General features: G+C 31.7%; 16 protein-coding genes and 2 pseudogenes. 17 read left to right on the top strand and 1 reads right to left on the bottom strand.

What is annotated here, in order from left to right:
• The 17 genes and pseudogenes from E4T79_RS05075 (at window position 1) to E4T79_RS04995 (ending at window position 15,423) form a co-directional block, all read left to right on the top strand.
• Window positions 1-573 (top strand): TetR/AcrR family transcriptional regulator, encoded by a 573-nt coding sequence (locus E4T79_RS05075; RefSeq protein WP_135028321.1) that lies wholly within the window; start codon window positions 1-3, stop codon window positions 571-573.
• A 50-nt stretch (window positions 574-623) separates the two neighbouring features.
• Window positions 624-1,142: a ClbS/DfsB family four-helix bundle protein gene (locus E4T79_RS05070; RefSeq protein ID WP_000708365.1), complete on the top strand. Its 519-nt coding sequence runs from the start codon at window positions 624-626 to the stop codon at window positions 1,140-1,142.
• Between the two features lie 140 nt (window positions 1,143-1,282).
• Window positions 1,283-3,022, top strand: a complete 1,740-nt coding sequence (locus tag E4T79_RS05065; protein WP_001114256.1) for an ABC transporter ATP-binding protein — start codon at window positions 1,283-1,285, stop codon at window positions 3,020-3,022.
• Window positions 3,015-4,724 (top strand): ABC transporter ATP-binding protein, encoded by a 1,710-nt coding sequence (locus E4T79_RS05060; protein ID WP_004837644.1) that lies wholly within the window; start codon window positions 3,015-3,017, stop codon window positions 4,722-4,724. Before E4T79_RS05065 ends, E4T79_RS05060 begins: the two co-directional genes overlap by 8 nt.
• A gap of 2 nt (window positions 4,725-4,726) precedes the next feature.
• On the top strand, window positions 4,727-6,232 hold the full coding sequence (locus tag E4T79_RS05055) for an ATP-binding cassette domain-containing protein (RefSeq protein ID WP_028078446.1): 1,506 nt from the start codon (window positions 4,727-4,729) through the stop codon (window positions 6,230-6,232).
• Between the two features lies 1 nt (window position 6,233).
• Window positions 6,234-6,938, top strand: coding sequence for an energy-coupling factor transporter transmembrane component T (locus E4T79_RS05050; protein WP_025194627.1), 705 nt, complete (start codon window positions 6,234-6,236; stop codon window positions 6,936-6,938).
• A gap of 10 nt (window positions 6,939-6,948) precedes the next feature.
• Window positions 6,949-7,533, top strand: coding sequence for an MptD family putative ECF transporter S component (locus E4T79_RS05045; RefSeq protein WP_000791747.1), 585 nt, complete (start codon window positions 6,949-6,951; stop codon window positions 7,531-7,533).
• Window positions 7,534-7,798: 265 nt separating this feature from the next.
• Window positions 7,799-8,215 carry a sigma-70 family RNA polymerase sigma factor gene (locus E4T79_RS05040; RefSeq protein WP_001074477.1) on the top strand — a complete coding sequence of 139 codons (417 nt, stop codon included), beginning with the start codon at window positions 7,799-7,801 and terminating at the stop codon, window positions 8,213-8,215.
• An 83-nt stretch (window positions 8,216-8,298) separates the two neighbouring features.
• Entirely contained in the window at window positions 8,299-8,628 is a 330-nt protein-coding gene (locus E4T79_RS05035; protein WP_028078447.1) for a DUF3847 domain-containing protein, read from the top strand.
• A 247-nt stretch (window positions 8,629-8,875) separates the two neighbouring features.
• Entirely contained in the window at window positions 8,876-10,528 is a 1,653-nt protein-coding gene (mobQ, locus tag E4T79_RS05030; protein ID WP_049691251.1) for a MobQ family relaxase, read from the top strand.
• A gap of 2 nt (window positions 10,529-10,530) precedes the next feature.
• Window positions 10,531-11,277, top strand: coding sequence for a phage replisome organizer N-terminal domain-containing protein (locus E4T79_RS05025; RefSeq protein ID WP_065355236.1), 747 nt, complete (start codon window positions 10,531-10,533; stop codon window positions 11,275-11,277).
• 181 nt (window positions 11,278-11,458) lie between these two features.
• Entirely contained in the window at window positions 11,459-11,782 is a 324-nt protein-coding gene (locus tag E4T79_RS05020) for a hypothetical protein (protein WP_028078916.1), read from the top strand.
• A 73-nt stretch (window positions 11,783-11,855) separates the two neighbouring features.
• Entirely contained in the window at window positions 11,856-12,845 is a 990-nt protein-coding gene (locus tag E4T79_RS05015) for an ORF6N domain-containing protein (RefSeq protein ID WP_002838522.1), read from the top strand.
• Between the two features lie 101 nt (window positions 12,846-12,946).
• Complete coding sequence (locus E4T79_RS05010) at window positions 12,947-13,132, top strand: transposon-encoded TnpW family protein (RefSeq protein WP_028078917.1); 186 nt, start codon at window positions 12,947-12,949, stop codon at window positions 13,130-13,132.
• Window positions 13,133-13,155: 23 nt separating this feature from the next.
• A pseudogene (locus E4T79_RS05005) lies at window positions 13,156-13,953 on the top strand (VirD4-like conjugal transfer protein, CD1115 family); the annotation flags it as partial.
• Window positions 13,954-14,014: 61 nt separating this feature from the next.
• A complete protein-coding gene (locus E4T79_RS05000) occupies window positions 14,015-14,551 on the top strand; it encodes a ClbS/DfsB family four-helix bundle protein (protein ID WP_001258251.1) in 537 nt (178 codons plus the stop codon).
• A 17-nt stretch (window positions 14,552-14,568) separates the two neighbouring features.
• The gene (locus E4T79_RS04995; protein ID WP_228063798.1) at window positions 14,569-15,423 is read left to right on the top strand and encodes a PIN-like domain-containing protein; all 855 of its coding nucleotides are present in this window, start codon (window positions 14,569-14,571) and stop codon (window positions 15,421-15,423) included.
• Here the strand turns inward: E4T79_RS04995 and E4T79_RS04990 are convergent.
• Window positions 15,420-15,535, bottom strand: a pseudogene (locus E4T79_RS04990) (IS982 family transposase); the annotation flags it as partial. The gene E4T79_RS04995 and the pseudogene E4T79_RS04990 sit on opposite strands and share 4 nt — an antisense overlap.

Below are 15,535 nucleotides of genomic sequence, written 5' to 3'. Positions count from 1 at the left end.
ATGGCACAAGTATTAAAAGAAGAAGTTAGAAATAGAATACTCGAAGCAGCAGAAAAAGTATTTTATAAAAAGGATTATAGAGGTGCCAAATTAACAGAAATTGCAAAAGAAGCAGATATTCCTGTGGCACTAATTTATACCTATTTCAAAAATAAGGCAGTTTTGTTTGATGCAGTAGTAAGTTCTGTTTATATAAACTTCGAGTCAGCTTTTAATGAGGAAGAATCTTTGGAAAAAGGTTCTGCTTCTGAAAGGTTTGATGAAGTTGGAGAAAATTATATTCATGAACTTTTAAAAGATCGTAAGAAGTTAATTATTTTAATGGATGAAAGCTCAGGTACAAAGCATACAGAAGCAAAACAAAAACTCATATCGCAAATGCAGGTTCATATTGAAGTAAGTTTAAAAAGACAATCGAAACAGGAATATGATCCAATGCTTGCCCATATTTTAGCCAGTAACTTTACAGAGGGACTTCTTGAAATAGCAAGGCATTATCAAAGTGAAAAGTGGGCAAAAGATATGCTAAAACTTATTGCAAAGTGTTATTACAAGGGAGTGGAATCATTGTAAGTTGATTTGATATTTAAATGCGATAAATTTAAATTTTTGGAGGAGATATTTTGAAGATATATAAAGATAAAGAAGAACTGAAATCTGAGATAAATAAAAGTTTTGAAAAGTATATTTCTGAATTTGATATTATTCCTGAATCTCTCAAAGATAAGAGAGTCCCTGAAGTTGACAGAACACCAGCAGAAAATCTTGCTTATCAACTCGGATGGACAACATTAGTTTTGAAATGGGAAAAAGATGAGAAAAACGGTTTTGAAGTAAAGACACCGTCGGATATGTTTAAATGGAATCAACTTGGAGAATTATATCAGTGGTTTACCGATACTTATGCTCATTTATCGATAGAAGAATTAAAGAAACGATTGAAAGAAAATATTATATCTATCTATACAATGATTGATACACTAAGTGAAGAAGAATTATTTCAACCGCATATGAGAAAATGGGCTGATGAAGCTACTAAAACAGCGACATGGGAAGTTTATAAGTTTATTCATGTTAATACGGTTGCCCCTTTTGGAACGTTTAGAACTAAGATTAGAAAATGGAAAAAGATTGTGCTATAATTTTTGATTTGCTGATACAGTAATTTAAAAAAATATAGTGATCGGATAAAATAGACTTTGCGTAATCAGCAAAGTCTTACTTTAAACCTTAATACTGAATTGAAATTCAATATTATTCAATTTTGAAAGGAGAGTTGTTCATGCCGGAAAAAGAATTAAGGAAAAAAGTGATTGGGAAAAATAGTTTATCCAATTCACTTCTTGCTTTAAAAATAGTATTTGATTTGATACCACAAATCTTACTTGTATATTTGATTAGTTCTTTAATCACAAACAATATTAACGAAGGTAATTTAAAGTATATATTCTTGGGAATCTTTATATCGTTTGTATTAAAAGGAGTGTTTTATTATTTTGCAACAAAGGTTGCCCATGAGAAAGCATACGAAAAATTAACAGAACTTAGGTTAGATATTATCGGTCATCTGAAAAAACTAAGTTTGGGATTCTTTAAAGAACATAATACAGGAGAGCTTACCAACATTGTTCAACATGATGTAGAGCAAGTGGAAGTATACCTTGCCCATGGTCTTCCTGAAATAATGGCAGTTACACTTCTGCCTACCATTATTTTTGTAGCTATGATTTTTGTTGATTGGCGTCTTGCTCTTGGAATGATTGCTGGAGTTCCACTCATGTATTTGGTAAAAGTTCTTTCACAGAAAACAATGGATAAAAACTTTGCTATTTACTTTAACCATGAAAATAAGATGAGAGAAGAGCTAATGGAATATGTAAAAAATATTTCTGTGATTAAGGCTTTTGCTAAAGAAGAGGAGATTAGTGAAAGAACATTAAAAACGGCAAGAGAATATATTTACTGGGTTAAAAAGAGCATGGGAGCAATTACAATTCCAATGGGACTCATTGACATATTTATGGAAATTGGAGTAGTTATTGTCATGATTTTGGGAAGTATATTTCTTTACTATGGAAATATTACAACCCCTAATTTTATACTTGCCATTATTTTATCGTCTGCTTTTACTGCATCTATAAGTAAGACGGCTACATTGCAACATTTTTCTATTGTGTTTAAGGAAGCACTAAAGGCGATTGGAAAAGTTTTAACAGTTCCGCTTCCAAAGAAAAAGACAGAACAAGGTTTAGAATTTGGAAATATAGAATTTAAAGATGTGAATTTTGCATACGGAAAAGATAGCTTTGAGCTTAAAAATATCAATTTGAATTTTAAGAAAAATAGTTTGAACGCCTTTGTAGGAGCAAGTGGTTGTGGGAAAAGTACTGTATCTAATTTGCTTATGGGATTTTGGGATGCAGATGAAGGACAAATACTGATAAATGGAAAAGATATAAAAGAATATAGTCAAGAAAATATCTCAATGCTGATTGGTAGTGTGCAACAAGAAGTTATCCTTTTTGATTTAAGTATTTTTGAAAATATAGCAATTGGAAAACTAAATGCAACAAAAGAAGAAGTCATAGAAGCTGCTAAAAAAGCAAGATGCCATGATTTTATTTCAGCATTGCCAAATGGATATGAAACACGAGTAGGTGAAATGGGAGTTAAGTTATCTGGTGGAGAAAAACAAAGAATCTCCATAGCAAGAATGATACTGAAAAATGCACCGATTTTAATATTAGATGAAGCAATGGCAGCTGTTGATAGTGAAAATGAAAGACTAATCGGCGAAGCAATTGACGATTTAAGCAAGGATAAAACCATTATTACAATTGCTCATCATCTAAACACAATTAGAGATTCAGACCAAATTATAGTTATGGATAAGGGTGTTGTTCTTGATGCAGGAAGCCATGAAGAGTTGATGAAAAGATGTGAGTTCTATAAGGATATGGTTGAAGCACAGAACAAGGTAGATAGATGGAATTTGAAAGAGGTGGTAACAGAAAATGTTTAGAGAAATGTTAAAGCTGCTTACAAAAACCGGCAAGAGAGATTTGATTATATCAAGTGTATTCTTTGCCCTTTATGGACTAAGCTCCATAGCCATGATTGTTATCGTATTTTCTATACTGTTTCAGATATTTGATGGGACGAGTTTAGCAAGTTTATATAAAGGTTTTATTGCAATTGGGTTACTTGTAGTATTCAAAGGCATTTGTAATATGGTTGCAGATATGAAAAAGCATAGTGCAGGTTTTGATATTGTTCAGCAAATCAGAGAACGCATGATTATTAAATTGAAAAAATTCAGTTTGGGATTTTATACCAATGAAAGACTGGGAGAGATCAATACAATTTTACACAAAGATGTTGATAATATGTCTCTTGTTGTAGGACACATGTGGTCGAGAATGTTTGGCGATTTTTTGATAGGTGCAGTCGTATTTATCGGTCTTGCAAGTATTGATTTCAAACTTGCTATTCTAATGGCTGTATCTGTTCCGATTGCACTTGTCTTTCTATATCTGACAATTAAGCAATCTGAAAGAATAGAGAATCAGAATAATTCAGCACTTCTTGATATGGTTAGCTTATTTGTTGAATATGTTAGAGGAATACCTGTACTAAAGAGTTTTTCAAACAATAAAAGCTTGGATAATGAGCTTATGAACAAGACAAAAAAGTTTGGAGAAACAAGCAAAGTAGCTTCAAGATTCAAGGCAAAACAGCTATCTATATTTGGGTTTTTACTGGATATTGGATATTTAGTTCTTTTAATTGCAGGAGCAATACTTGTTATAAAGGGAAGTCTTGATGTACTTAATTTTATTATCTTTGCAGTAATTTCAAAAGAGTTTTATAAGCCGTTCGCTTCTATGGAACAACACTATATGAACTATGTTTCGGCGGTAGATAGTTACGAAAGACTTTCAAGAATTTTATATGCAGATGTAATCCCGGATAAAGTGAATGGAATTGTTCCGAAAGATAATGATATAGCTTTTGATAACATTGGATTTTCCTATGAAAAAGATGAATTTAAAATGGAAAAATTGAGCTTTTCTATTGCTGAAAAAACAATGACAGCCTTAGTTGGAGAATCAGGTAGTGGAAAGACCACTATAACCAACTTACTTCTAAGATTTTATGATGTGCATAAAGGAAAAATTACACTCGGAGGAATTGATATAAGGGATATTCCTTATGATGAGCTTTTAGACCGTATTAGCATTGTCATGCAGAATGTTCAATTGTTTGATAACACGATTGAAGAAAATATCAGAGTAGGTAAAAAAGGAGCTACAAAAGAGGAAATCATTGAAGCTGCAAAGAAAGCAAGAATACATGATTTCATTATGAGTTTACCAAAAGGTTATGAAACTGATATTGGCGAAAATGGAGGAATTTTATCAGGTGGACAAAGACAAAGAATATCTATTGCAAGAGCTTTTCTAAAAGATGCACCGATTTTAATTCTTGATGAAATGACAAGTAATGTTGATCCTGTAAATGAATCTTTGATACAGGATGCTATTACAGAACTTGCAAAGAATAGAACTGTACTTGTAGTGGCTCATCATTTAAAAACAATTCAAAAAGCTGACCAAATTCTCGTATTTCAAAAAGGAAATTTACTTGAAAAAGGAAAGCATGGTGAACTTCTTGCGAAAAATGGTTACTACACAAAATTATGGAAAGCTCAGTACGAGGTATAATCATGATTTTGTTAAAAAATGTTTCTTATGAATGGGAAGATGGGCGAACTGCTTTAAAAAATATCAATCTTGAAATTAAAAAAGGTGAATTTGTTTTAATTTCAGGGAAAAGTGGAAGTGGTAAAAGTACTCTTGGAAGTGTAATGAATGGTCTTATTCCACATTATTACAAAGGCAAAATGCAAGGAGAAGCCTTTGCGTCCGGAAAAGATATAAGCAAATTATCGCTTCATGAAATAGGGCGTATTGTAGGTACTGTATTTCAAGATCCAAGAAGTCAATTTTTCACGACAACGACAGATGAAGAAATAGCTTTTGGGCTTCAAACTATCTGCAAATCAAGATATGAAATCAAACAGAGAGTAGAAGAAGTATATGCAGAGCTGGATATTGAGGAACTGAAAGGAAAATCTGTTTTTGAATTATCAAGCGGGCAGAAACAAAAGATAGCTATTGCAAGCATCTATGCAATGAATCCGAAAGTTTTAATTTTAGATGAGCCTTCAGCAAATTTGGATATGAAAGCAACATTTGACCTATTTTTAATTTTGGAAAAATTAAAGAAAAAGGGAACAACTGTTGTTCTAATTGAACATCGTTTGTACTATGTAAAATCTTTATTTGACCGTTTTCTTTTGGTTAAAGATGGAGAGATTGCACAGGACTTGAGTCGGGAAGAAGTTATCCATCTTGAAGGGAAGTTTTGGGATGATAATGGACTAAGAACTCTTGAATTAAAAGAATACAGGATAAGTGAGAAGAAAGATTTATATCAATTAAATGATGAAAGTATCAGTGGGAAAGGCTTGAAATTTTGTTACCCAAGTGCAACTAAGGTTGGAAATAAGCAAAATCAATACATCTTAAATCATCTTGATTTCAATATGGAGTGTGGAAAAGCCATTGGTCTTATTGGGTTAAATGGTACTGGGAAAACTACTTTTGCAAGGGTAATTTCAGGACTTGAGAAGATAAAAGAGGGGAAAATATGGGCGGAAAAAGATAAAGAGTTGAATCGTAAAGATTTAATGGATATGTCATATTTTGTATTTCAGGATTCAGACTATCAGTTATTTTCGGAAAGTGTACTTGATGAAATGCTGCTTGGTATTTCAAATAAAGATAAAAAAGAAAATACCCAAAAGGCAAAGTCTATTTTGAATGTTCTTGGCTTAGATAAATATATAGATAAGCATCCGTTTGCTTTATCAAGAGGAGAAAAACAAAGACTGACAATAGCTTGTGGAATGATGAAACAGGCAAAAGTTTTCATCTATGATGAACCAACATCAGGTTGTGATAAAGACTCAATGCTTTCAGTCGCAAAACTGATTGAAGAACAATTAAAAAAAGGGATAACAGTTTTGGTAATAAGTCATGATTTTGAGTTTTTAGCGAACACAGTGAGTAAGCTCTGGGTAATGGGAGATGGAAAAATAGAAAGTGTTTTGAATATGAGTGAAAGTAATAAAATTCTCATATTGGACAAGATGAGAGGAGGTAGATAACTTGATGGATAGAAAAACAGTCGATCCGAGAATAAAACTTACTCTACTTCCAATTGTTGGATTTACGAGCTTTTTTATAAGCGATACAATTCTACTTTTCGGACTGATTCTCTTTGCCTTTTTTCTGTATGTATACAGCAGTATGTGGAAAAGAGCATTACGCTTTATTTTGTTTTTTGTGATTTTATACTGCATAGAGTTATGGCTTGGAAAGTTTTGTGAAGCAAGTATCGTATTTGCAATATATATGTTTATTTACTTTGCATCAAGGATGACCTTAATTGCTATGTTTGGTGGATATATAACAAAGACTACAAGTGTAAGTGAAATGCTTGAAGCATTAAATAGAATGAAAGTACCAAGAAGCATTGGTATACCTTTTAGTGTTTTGCTTAGGTTTGTACCAACTATAAAAATAGAACTCAAGGCATTAAAAGAGAATATGAAGATTCGAGGAATCGTAACAAGTAGATTTTTCCCCTTGCTACATCCAATTAAATATATTGAATATACGCTTGTTCCGCTTTTAATGAGAATGATTAAGATTTCAGATGAACTGTCAGCTTCAGCACTCATTAGAGGACTTGATAGTGATGAGAACAGGGTTACATTAACAAAATTGAGGTTTAGAACAACGGATTTGTTGATTGGACTATTAGGAGCTTTGATGATTGCTCTTGTGATAGTAATACAGAAAATTTATTAGGAGGACTTTTATGAAAAACAAATTAAATGGTCGTGATTTTATTACAATCGGAATCTTTAATGCAATTGGAATTGTCATATACATGGCGGTTGCATTTGCTATGGCAACAACAGTGATTGGAGGATTTATTGCTTCAGGAGTTAGCTTTATGGTAGCTGCTACCGTTTATATCCTTATGGCTTTGAAAGTTAAAAAGAAGGGCGTATTTACAATATCAGGAACGCTTCTTGGTTTAATTGCATTGTCAGGAGGACATTTGCCTCATGCAGTCTTTGCTGTAATCGGTGGAATTATATGTGATTTGATTATAGGAAATTATGAGAGCAAGGGACGAATGATTATTGGATATGGGATATTTGCATTAGCGGATTTTTTAGGGACAGTAATTCCTGTGATTTTATTCGGAACAGCTTCTTTTGTGGAAAGAGCATCAAAATGGAAAATGAGTGAAGCACAAATAAATGAAGCATTATCTTATTTCAAAGTTTCATGGGCAGTAGGCTTTGCCTTGATAACATTTGTTCTTGCTTGCATAGGAGCATTCGTTGCAACAAAGATACTCAAAAAGCATTTTGAAAAAGCAGGAGTGATTTAATAATAAATTTACTTAGGAGGGAAAATAATGGAGGGATAATTATGTCAAAACTTATAGTTTCGGTTTTCACAGAACGATATAATTATCCTTTTTTATTCTTGGAATTGCTTACACATAGCAATAATACTTTACCAGAAACGACCAAATAGAAAATTATATAAAACATTAGTTTTTAAGCCGAGAGGACTTTTTACGCCAAAGTGTAGAAGTCCTCCTTTTTTATTCTCAAAACCAAAACAGAGAACTTAAAAAGGAGGATGACTAAGTGGCAAAGAAAGAATATTACCTTTATGTAAAAGGCAAAGCCGTACCTGTAAGTGAAGAAGTCTACAAAGCCTATTGGAAGATAACAGAGCATGAAAAGTATCTCCAAAGAAAAGATTGGAAGCATAATGTAATACCATTTTCGGCACTGGATCATGATGGACACTTTGTAGATAACATCATAGATGAAAAGATAGACTTAGAAAAAATTGTAGAAGTAAAAATGCGAATTGAAGAACTTCATAAAGCATTAAATACTCTTACAAAAGAAGAACGAGAACTAATGGAAGCCATCTTCTACAAAGAAGAAAGTCTAAGGTCAATCAGCAGAAGAGAGAAAGTTACACATCAAGCAATCAGTGGGAGGAGGGATAGGATTTTAGAAAAACTGAGAAAGATTTTAGAAGATAAAATCTAAAAACTTGGAAAGGTTAAGTGTCAAAAAAGGTGCTTAACCTTTCTTTATGGAAACAAGCAGATACCAAAACGGAGGAATTAAAAATGAAGAAAGAAAAAACATTACAGGAAGTACAGGAACAAATTTCTGAACTTCAGGAAGAAAGAGAAAAGTGCGATGTAAAGCTGAAACAATTACAAAATCAAGGCAAAAAATTAGAAAAACTGGCAAATGAAAAGGAACGAAAAAGAAGAAATCACAGGCTCATACAAAGAGGCTTGATAGTAGAAAGAGTAATTGAAAATTCCCTTATGTTTGCCAATGAGGAGATAGAAGAACTACTTAAAGTTGCTACTGATACAGAAGAATACAGACAAGCCTATGAAGAAATGATAAATGGAAAAGATATGGAAGATGAAACAGATATTGAGTGAACAGAATAAAAAAACTTAGTTTTTTCAGAAGCTCCCTGCAAGGGCAAAAAGCTTCGCAGAACGCAAAACACCCTTTAGGGTGTATAATTGCGCCCTTAGAAAAACTAAGGGATTTTAGCAAGTATTAAAAAATCCAAAACTTAATAAAAATATACGGATAAAGCAGATAGGAAAAGATACAAAAAATAGCCTGTCTGCTTTTTTCCTTTACCTAAAAACAAATAAAAAATGAAAGGAGCTTATGAAGATGGCAGAAACATTTCACTTTAATATTTCCATGATAAGCAGAGGAAAAAGTAAATCGGCAGTTGCAAGTGCAGCATATATCTCTTGTGAGAAAATCAAAAATGAATGGGATGGAGAAGTTCATGACTATCATAATAAAAAAGGACTTTTACATTCAGAAATCTTCTTGCCGGAGAATGTTCCCATAGCATTAAAAGATAGAACTACTTTATGGAATAGCGTTGAACTAAATGAGAAAGCAAGTAACGCACAGCTTGCAAGAAACTTCATTATCGCCTTACCAAAAGAATTATCCTTTGAAGAAAATAAGAAACTCATTACCGACTTCATACAAGAAAATTTTGTATCAAAAGGAATGATAGCAGACCTTGCAATCCATGATGAAAGTGATGAAGAAAATAATAATATCCATGCACATATTATGACTACCCTCAGACCAATCAATGAAAAAGGAGAGTGGCAGGCAAAAAGCAAAAAAGAATATGTAATTGATGAAAATGGAGAAAAGATAAAACTAAAAAGCGGGAACTACAAAACAAGAAAAGTAGAGCTGACAGACTGGAACAATAAAGGAAACGCAGAGAAATGGAGAGAGAATTTTGCAAGACTTTGTAATCAGTATTTAGAAAAAAATCATCAAGAAAAGAGAGTGGATCATCGTTCCTACAAAAGGCAAGGGATAGAAGAAATCCCAACCATTCACATGGGAGCAAGTGCCAGTGCCTTAGAGAAAAAAGGAATCGAAACCGACAAAGGAAACATCAACAGAGAAATAAAAAAACATAACTCTTTAGTAAAAGCTATCAAGAACAAGATAAAAGAAATCACTTCTTGGATAGACTCTTTACTTGGAAATCTGCAAGCAAAATACGATGGGTATAAACAGACCAAGAAAGATGAACTGGAGAACAAAGCAGAACTCTTTAACCTTTATGAATATATTTCTATCTACAACGAAATACAGGGAGAAAAAACAAAAAATCTATCCTACTATGGACAGATAAAAAAGGGAAATGCAGACCTAAAGAGATTTGTAAAAGCAATCTACTATCTAAAAGATAATCATCTTCAAACCATAGCAGACCTACAAGAAAAAGTTTTTGAACTGGCAAAGCAAAGTAAAAAGATAAGTGAAGATATTCAAAGCAAAACCCAAAGAATAAAGGAGTTAAATCGTTGCTTTATTTGTGCAGACATCATCAAAGAAAATAAGGCGGTATATCAGGAATATAAAGATAAAACTTTTCTTAAAGATAAATTTAACAATTCACATAAAGATGAAATTGAAAACTACAAAAAAGCAAGAAAGACTATAGAAAAATTTACTGGAACATCAGCTATAAAGTCGAGTGATTGGCAGAAAGAAATATCAAGCCTTGAAAAAGAGATACAAGACTTAACTGAAGATAAAGCTAAAGTTCAAGACGAATTTAAGCAGATAGATCATATCAAATATGCAGTAAAGATTGTGGGTGACGAGTATGGAATAGATTTATCTATAGAGATAGACAAGGCAATTAAGAGGGGAGATAAACCAAGTGTAATTGCACAACTGAAAAAATTTCAAGAGCAAGAGGAAAGAAAGGGTCAGTACAAACAAAAAGCAAAAGAAAAGGCTAAAGAAAATTATAAAAATAAAGGGGAGGAAAGATAAAAATGGCAGACAACAGAAGATACTATTGGTTAAAATTGAAAGAAGATTTTTTTACAGATAAGAGAATCAAAAGGCTAAGAAAAATATCAGGAGGAGATACCTATACAATCATTTATCTTAAATTGCTTTTACTTAGCTTAAAAGATAGTGGGAAGCTGTATTATGATGGAGTAGAAACAGACTTTATCAAAGAGCTTGCCTTAACGATTGATGAAACGGAAGATGATGTAATGGTTATAGTGAACTATCTTATGGCACAAGGATTGATGGAGATAATCACAGAAAATGACGAGTATTTTTTAACAGAAATCCCAAGTCTTATAGGTTCAGAAACAGCGTCTACAAGGCGTTCGAGAAAATCGAGAGGACAAAAAGCGTTGCAATGCAACACTAATGCAACACATTGCAACCTTTTGCAACAAAATTGCAACGGAGATATAGAGAAAGAAATAGATATAGAGTTAGAAAAAGAGGGGGAGATAGAAAAAATATCCCCCGTTTTTTACGGAGAATATAAAAATGTTTCCTTAACAGATGAAGAATATGGAAAGTTAAAGGATAAAATGCAAGGTCATAGGGAGAAAATGATAGAAAAGCTTTCGACTTATATGCAAAGCACAGGAAGAAACTACAAAGACCATTATGCGACCTTAATTCATTGGTATGAACAAGATAAAGGGAAATTAAAGGAGTGTAGTAAATCAACAGTATATACCCTTGAAGATTATGACAAGGGAGAACATTTATAATCTCATATAAGACGGTGGAGAGGCTTTTTTAGAGCGTTAATGGCAAAAGAGGTATCAGAATATAGCTAAGTGTGAAAACATCATGTGAGGGCTTAAAATTGCAGTATGGAAAAATCATCGTATTTATGATAAAATGACAGTGATATGATAATAAACTCAGTTATAAAGAGAGGATATATAAATGCGAATTCAATTTACAGTAAACGATGAAGAACTGAAAATTTTAACTAAAAAAGTTATAGAGGGTAATTACCCAAGTATTAGTGAATATTGTAAGTGTAGCAGTTTACAAGAAAATACAAGTTATGTTGACTTATATAATACCTTACTAAATAAAATAAGCTTTTTGCCGAAAGACAAAGAATTTGTTTTACGAGAGTTAATAGCAACACCGCCGGCTTTGATTGGCAGATGGTTTTATGAAAATGTAAATAAGGGACTTGTGAAAAATGTAGAACACATCGGAAAAGCTGAAGGTGGAGTAGAAAAATATAAAAAGATATGAGACTTATTTCAAAAAGCTACGCAGTGCGTGGCGGATTGGAAAAGATATTTAGATAATTTTGGAGGTGCATTTCATGGCAGATGAAAATAAAGAGATAGTTATTGTAGATGATAAAACTATACAAGAAAAAATATATTTCATTCGTGGACAAAAAGTAATGCTTGATGCAGATTTAGCTGAAATATATGGTTATGAAACTAAAAACTTTAATAGACAGGTAAAAAATAATATTGAAAAGTTTGAAGGCGAAGATTTTATGTTTCAATTGACCGAGAATGAGTTTGAAAACTTGAGGTGCAAAAATTTCACCTCAAGTTGGGGCGGCTCAAGGTACCTACCAAATGCCTTTACGGAACAAGGTATTTATATGCTTATGACTGTATTAAGGGGAGAACTTGCGATTAGGCAAAGCAGAGCCTTAATTAGAACATTTAAGCAGATGAAAGACTTCATTATTGAAAATCAAGATTTTATCGGTTCAAAAGAATTAGTCCAAATAGCTATTCAAACCAACCAAAACACAAATGATATTGCAGAAATAAAATCTCAAATGGCTACTAAAGAAGATTTGAAAAAAGTAATGGATAATTTTATCGATCCGGACACTTACAAGCATTTCCTTTTGATGAATGGAGATAAGATTGAAGCGGATGTTGCCTATACAAAAATATATAAGTCAGCAAAGAAAAGCATTTACGTAATAGATAACTATATAGGCTTGAAAACCTTAGAATTATTAAGAGCTGCAAAAGACAATGTTGAAATTATAGTCTTTAGCGACAATGTGAAAAATAAAGATATGCTTACAAAAAACATCCTAAATGATTTTAGAAGAGATTATCCAAATATCAACTTAAAAATGAAGGTTGCAGGCAAAAAATATCACGATAGATATATTGCAATAGACTATGGAACAGAAAATGAAGCCTTTTATCTTTGCGGAGCTTCATCAAAGGACGCAGGAAATAAAATATCAAGTATTACCAAGATAGAAGAATCCTCTAAGGATATGTATCATACAATGTTTGGTGGAATGTTAAACAATAAGAATTTGAAAATTTAATATGCAGATAACAGAATAGACAGTTATATGAGCTTTAAGCAAGGCGGTAGAAGTAAAAATCTATCGTCTTTTTTAATTGCAACAAACAGGAGGAAAACTATATGCAAGAAAATAAAAATGAACAGAATACAGGAACAAAGACGATAAAGAAAATTGGGAAAGTAACCTATGAGGTTGTTGTCCACTTTAATGAAAATGCAACGGAAACCATGCAAGACAAATTAAAAAGGATAATGCTTAGAGAAATGGAGATGAAAAAACATCAAAAAGGAGATAAAAATGATTAGAAAGTCCTTGACAAGTTGTTACAGGAAAAACTGCTAAGTCAATTCTAATATCTTGTGGAGCAAGACTTGCACCTTTTGATATAAGAGAGCTTAGAGAACTAATGAGTGAAGATGAACTAGAACTCGATAAAATTGGGGATAGGAAAACTGCTTTATTCGTAATAATATCAGATACTGACGATACCTTTAACTTTGTAGTTTCAATAATGTATTCTCAATTATTTAATCTACTATGTGATAAGGCAGATGATGTGTATGGCGGAAGACTTCCAGTTCATGTTAGATGTCTACTTGATGAGTTTGCAAATATAGGATTAATTCCTAAATTTGAGAAACTAATAGCGACAATTCGTTCAAGAGAAATATCGGCAAGTATAATACTGCAAGCACAATCTCAATTAAAAGCAATCTATAAAGACCATGCAGATACAATAGTTGGTAACTGTGACTCTACACTCTTTTTAGGAGGAAAAGAAAAAACAACAGTAAAAGAGTTATCAGAAACCCTAGGAAAAGAAACTATAGACCTATATAACACATCAGAAACAAGATCAAATCAAAAATCTTTTGGTCTAAATTACCAAAAAACTGGCAAGGAACTTATGAGTCAAGATGAAATAACTGTAATGGATGGCGGTAAGTGTATTTATCAGTTAAGAGGAGTAAGACCTTTTCTATCTGATAAATTCGATATTACAAAGCATAAGAATTACAAGTTGTTGGAAGATTATGATAAGAAAAACTTGTTTGATGTGGAAGAGTATTTAACAAATAGAGATAAAATAAAAATAAACAGGAACAGTTTGATTACAAGATTATGAATTAAGCCTAGGATAAAAATATTTTTGGTATAATATCTATATAAACCATGGAGGTAGGCATATGAGGTCTTATGAAAGTAAGGAAGAATTAAAAAATGAGATAAAGAAAACTTTTGGAAAATATATTTCAGAGTTTGATAATATCCCAGAAGAATTAAAAGATAAAAGAGTAGATCAAGTTGATAGGACACCAGCTGAAAATCTTGCCTATCAAGTAGGTTGGACAACTTTAGTTTTGAAATGGGAAGAAGATGAAAAAAAGGGAATTGAGGTTAAAACGCCATCTGACAAATTTAAGTGGAATCAACTTGGAGAATTGTATCAATGGTTTACAGATACCTATGCTCATAAATCGTTAAAGGAATTAAAAGAACAACTATCACAGAATATAGAAGATATTTACTCTTTGATAGATAATCTTACAGAGGAAGAATTATTTAAACCACATATGAGAAAATGGGCAGATGAAGCAACAAAAACTGCAACTTGGGAAGTATATAAATTTATCCATGTAAATACAGTAGCACCATTTGGAACATTTAGGACTAAGATTAGAAAATGGAAAAAACTTAATAATTTTGTGAATGTAATTAAATAATAAGGTTGGTGCTTTAATTGAATTATGAAAAATTTAAAAAAATAATAAATAGAAAAACCTCTATAATAGTATTAGATACAAATGTAATACTTGACTTAGCTCGATATTCATTATACAGTAGCAAAAACATATTAGAAATTTTCAAGGAGTGTAAGGATTTAATATGGATTCCGAATCAAGTGTATAAAGAATTTAATAAAAATAAATATAGCGTATTCGGACAATTGAAAAAAAAGTATCAAAATTTTGAAAAAGATTTACTAAGAGTAATTGAAAGGAGTCAAAAAAATTTAGAGAGTGTCTTGATTAAATCATCTAAATATAATTATTTTGGAAGAAAAAATTTGGAGAATGATTTAAATAACAAGTTAGTTGAATTAAAACAAATAATCAAATCTTATAAAAATAGTGTTGGTATTGAATATGATGAAATAACAACAGATTCTCCTGAAATAATTAAAGATATAGATAATCTTATTTCATATTTAGAAAAAAATAATAGGATAGGTAATAGGATAAGGTTTAGTGAACAATTAAAAATTATTAGAGAGGGTGAACTTAGGTATAAATATAAAATTCCGCCTGGATATGAGGACATTAATAAAGATGGAGTTGAAAAATTTGGAGATTTATTTGTTTGGAAAGAGATATTAGATTTACCAGTTGAAAAATCAGTAAAAGATATTATTTTTATTACGAATGATATAAAAGAAGACTGGTGGAGTAAGGATAGTCAAGATAATTTAGTAGTTCACGATAAATTATTAAGTGAATTTAAAGAAAAAAATCCAAATGTAAATATTGAATTTTTAACAACAGGAATGTTTCAGAATTTCGCTTCAAAAGTATATGATAGATACCCGTGGTGCTAGTTGATTTCAAAATACTTCAAATTATAAGCTAGTATGAATTGTTCAAGTCTCAATTGTAATCCAGATAGTCCCCTAGCCAATGTCTGCTCAATATCAAATATAGAACAAAGTT

It is taken from the genome of Streptococcus sp. LYSM12 (assembly GCF_004569635.1).
Taxonomy (GTDB): Bacteria; Bacillota; Bacilli; order Lactobacillales; family Streptococcaceae; genus Streptococcus.
This window is presented reverse-complemented; position numbering and strand designations above follow the sequence as displayed.

What these genes read in the sequence shown, in the direction of transcription:
- E4T79_RS05015 (WP_002838522.1), top strand. Translation starts at nt 11,856, where the DNA reads ATGGCAGATGAAAATAAAGAGATAGTTATTGTAGATGATAAAACTATA.
- E4T79_RS05035 (WP_028078447.1), top strand. Translation starts at nt 8,299, where the DNA reads ATGAAGAAAGAAAAAACATTACAGGAAGTACAGGAACAAATTTCTGAA.
- E4T79_RS05065 (WP_001114256.1), top strand. Translation starts at nt 1,283, where the DNA reads ATGCCGGAAAAAGAATTAAGGAAAAAAGTGATTGGGAAAAATAGTTTA.
- E4T79_RS05045 (WP_000791747.1), top strand. Translation starts at nt 6,949, where the DNA reads ATGAAAAACAAATTAAATGGTCGTGATTTTATTACAATCGGAATCTTT.
- E4T79_RS05060 (WP_004837644.1), top strand. Translation starts at nt 3,015, where the DNA reads ATGTTTAGAGAAATGTTAAAGCTGCTTACAAAAACCGGCAAGAGAGAT.
- E4T79_RS05075 (WP_135028321.1), top strand. Translation starts at nt 1, where the DNA reads ATGGCACAAGTATTAAAAGAAGAAGTTAGAAATAGAATACTCGAAGCA.
- E4T79_RS05025 (WP_065355236.1), top strand. Translation starts at nt 10,531, where the DNA reads ATGGCAGACAACAGAAGATACTATTGGTTAAAATTGAAAGAAGATTTT.
- mobQ (WP_049691251.1), top strand. Translation starts at nt 8,876, where the DNA reads ATGGCAGAAACATTTCACTTTAATATTTCCATGATAAGCAGAGGAAAA.
- E4T79_RS05010 (WP_028078917.1), top strand. Translation starts at nt 12,947, where the DNA reads ATGCAAGAAAATAAAAATGAACAGAATACAGGAACAAAGACGATAAAG.
- E4T79_RS05000 (WP_001258251.1), top strand. Translation starts at nt 14,015, where the DNA reads ATGAGGTCTTATGAAAGTAAGGAAGAATTAAAAAATGAGATAAAGAAA.
- E4T79_RS05020 (WP_028078916.1), top strand. Translation starts at nt 11,459, where the DNA reads ATGCGAATTCAATTTACAGTAAACGATGAAGAACTGAAAATTTTAACT.
- E4T79_RS05055 (WP_028078446.1), top strand. Translation starts at nt 4,727, where the DNA reads ATGATTTTGTTAAAAAATGTTTCTTATGAATGGGAAGATGGGCGAACT.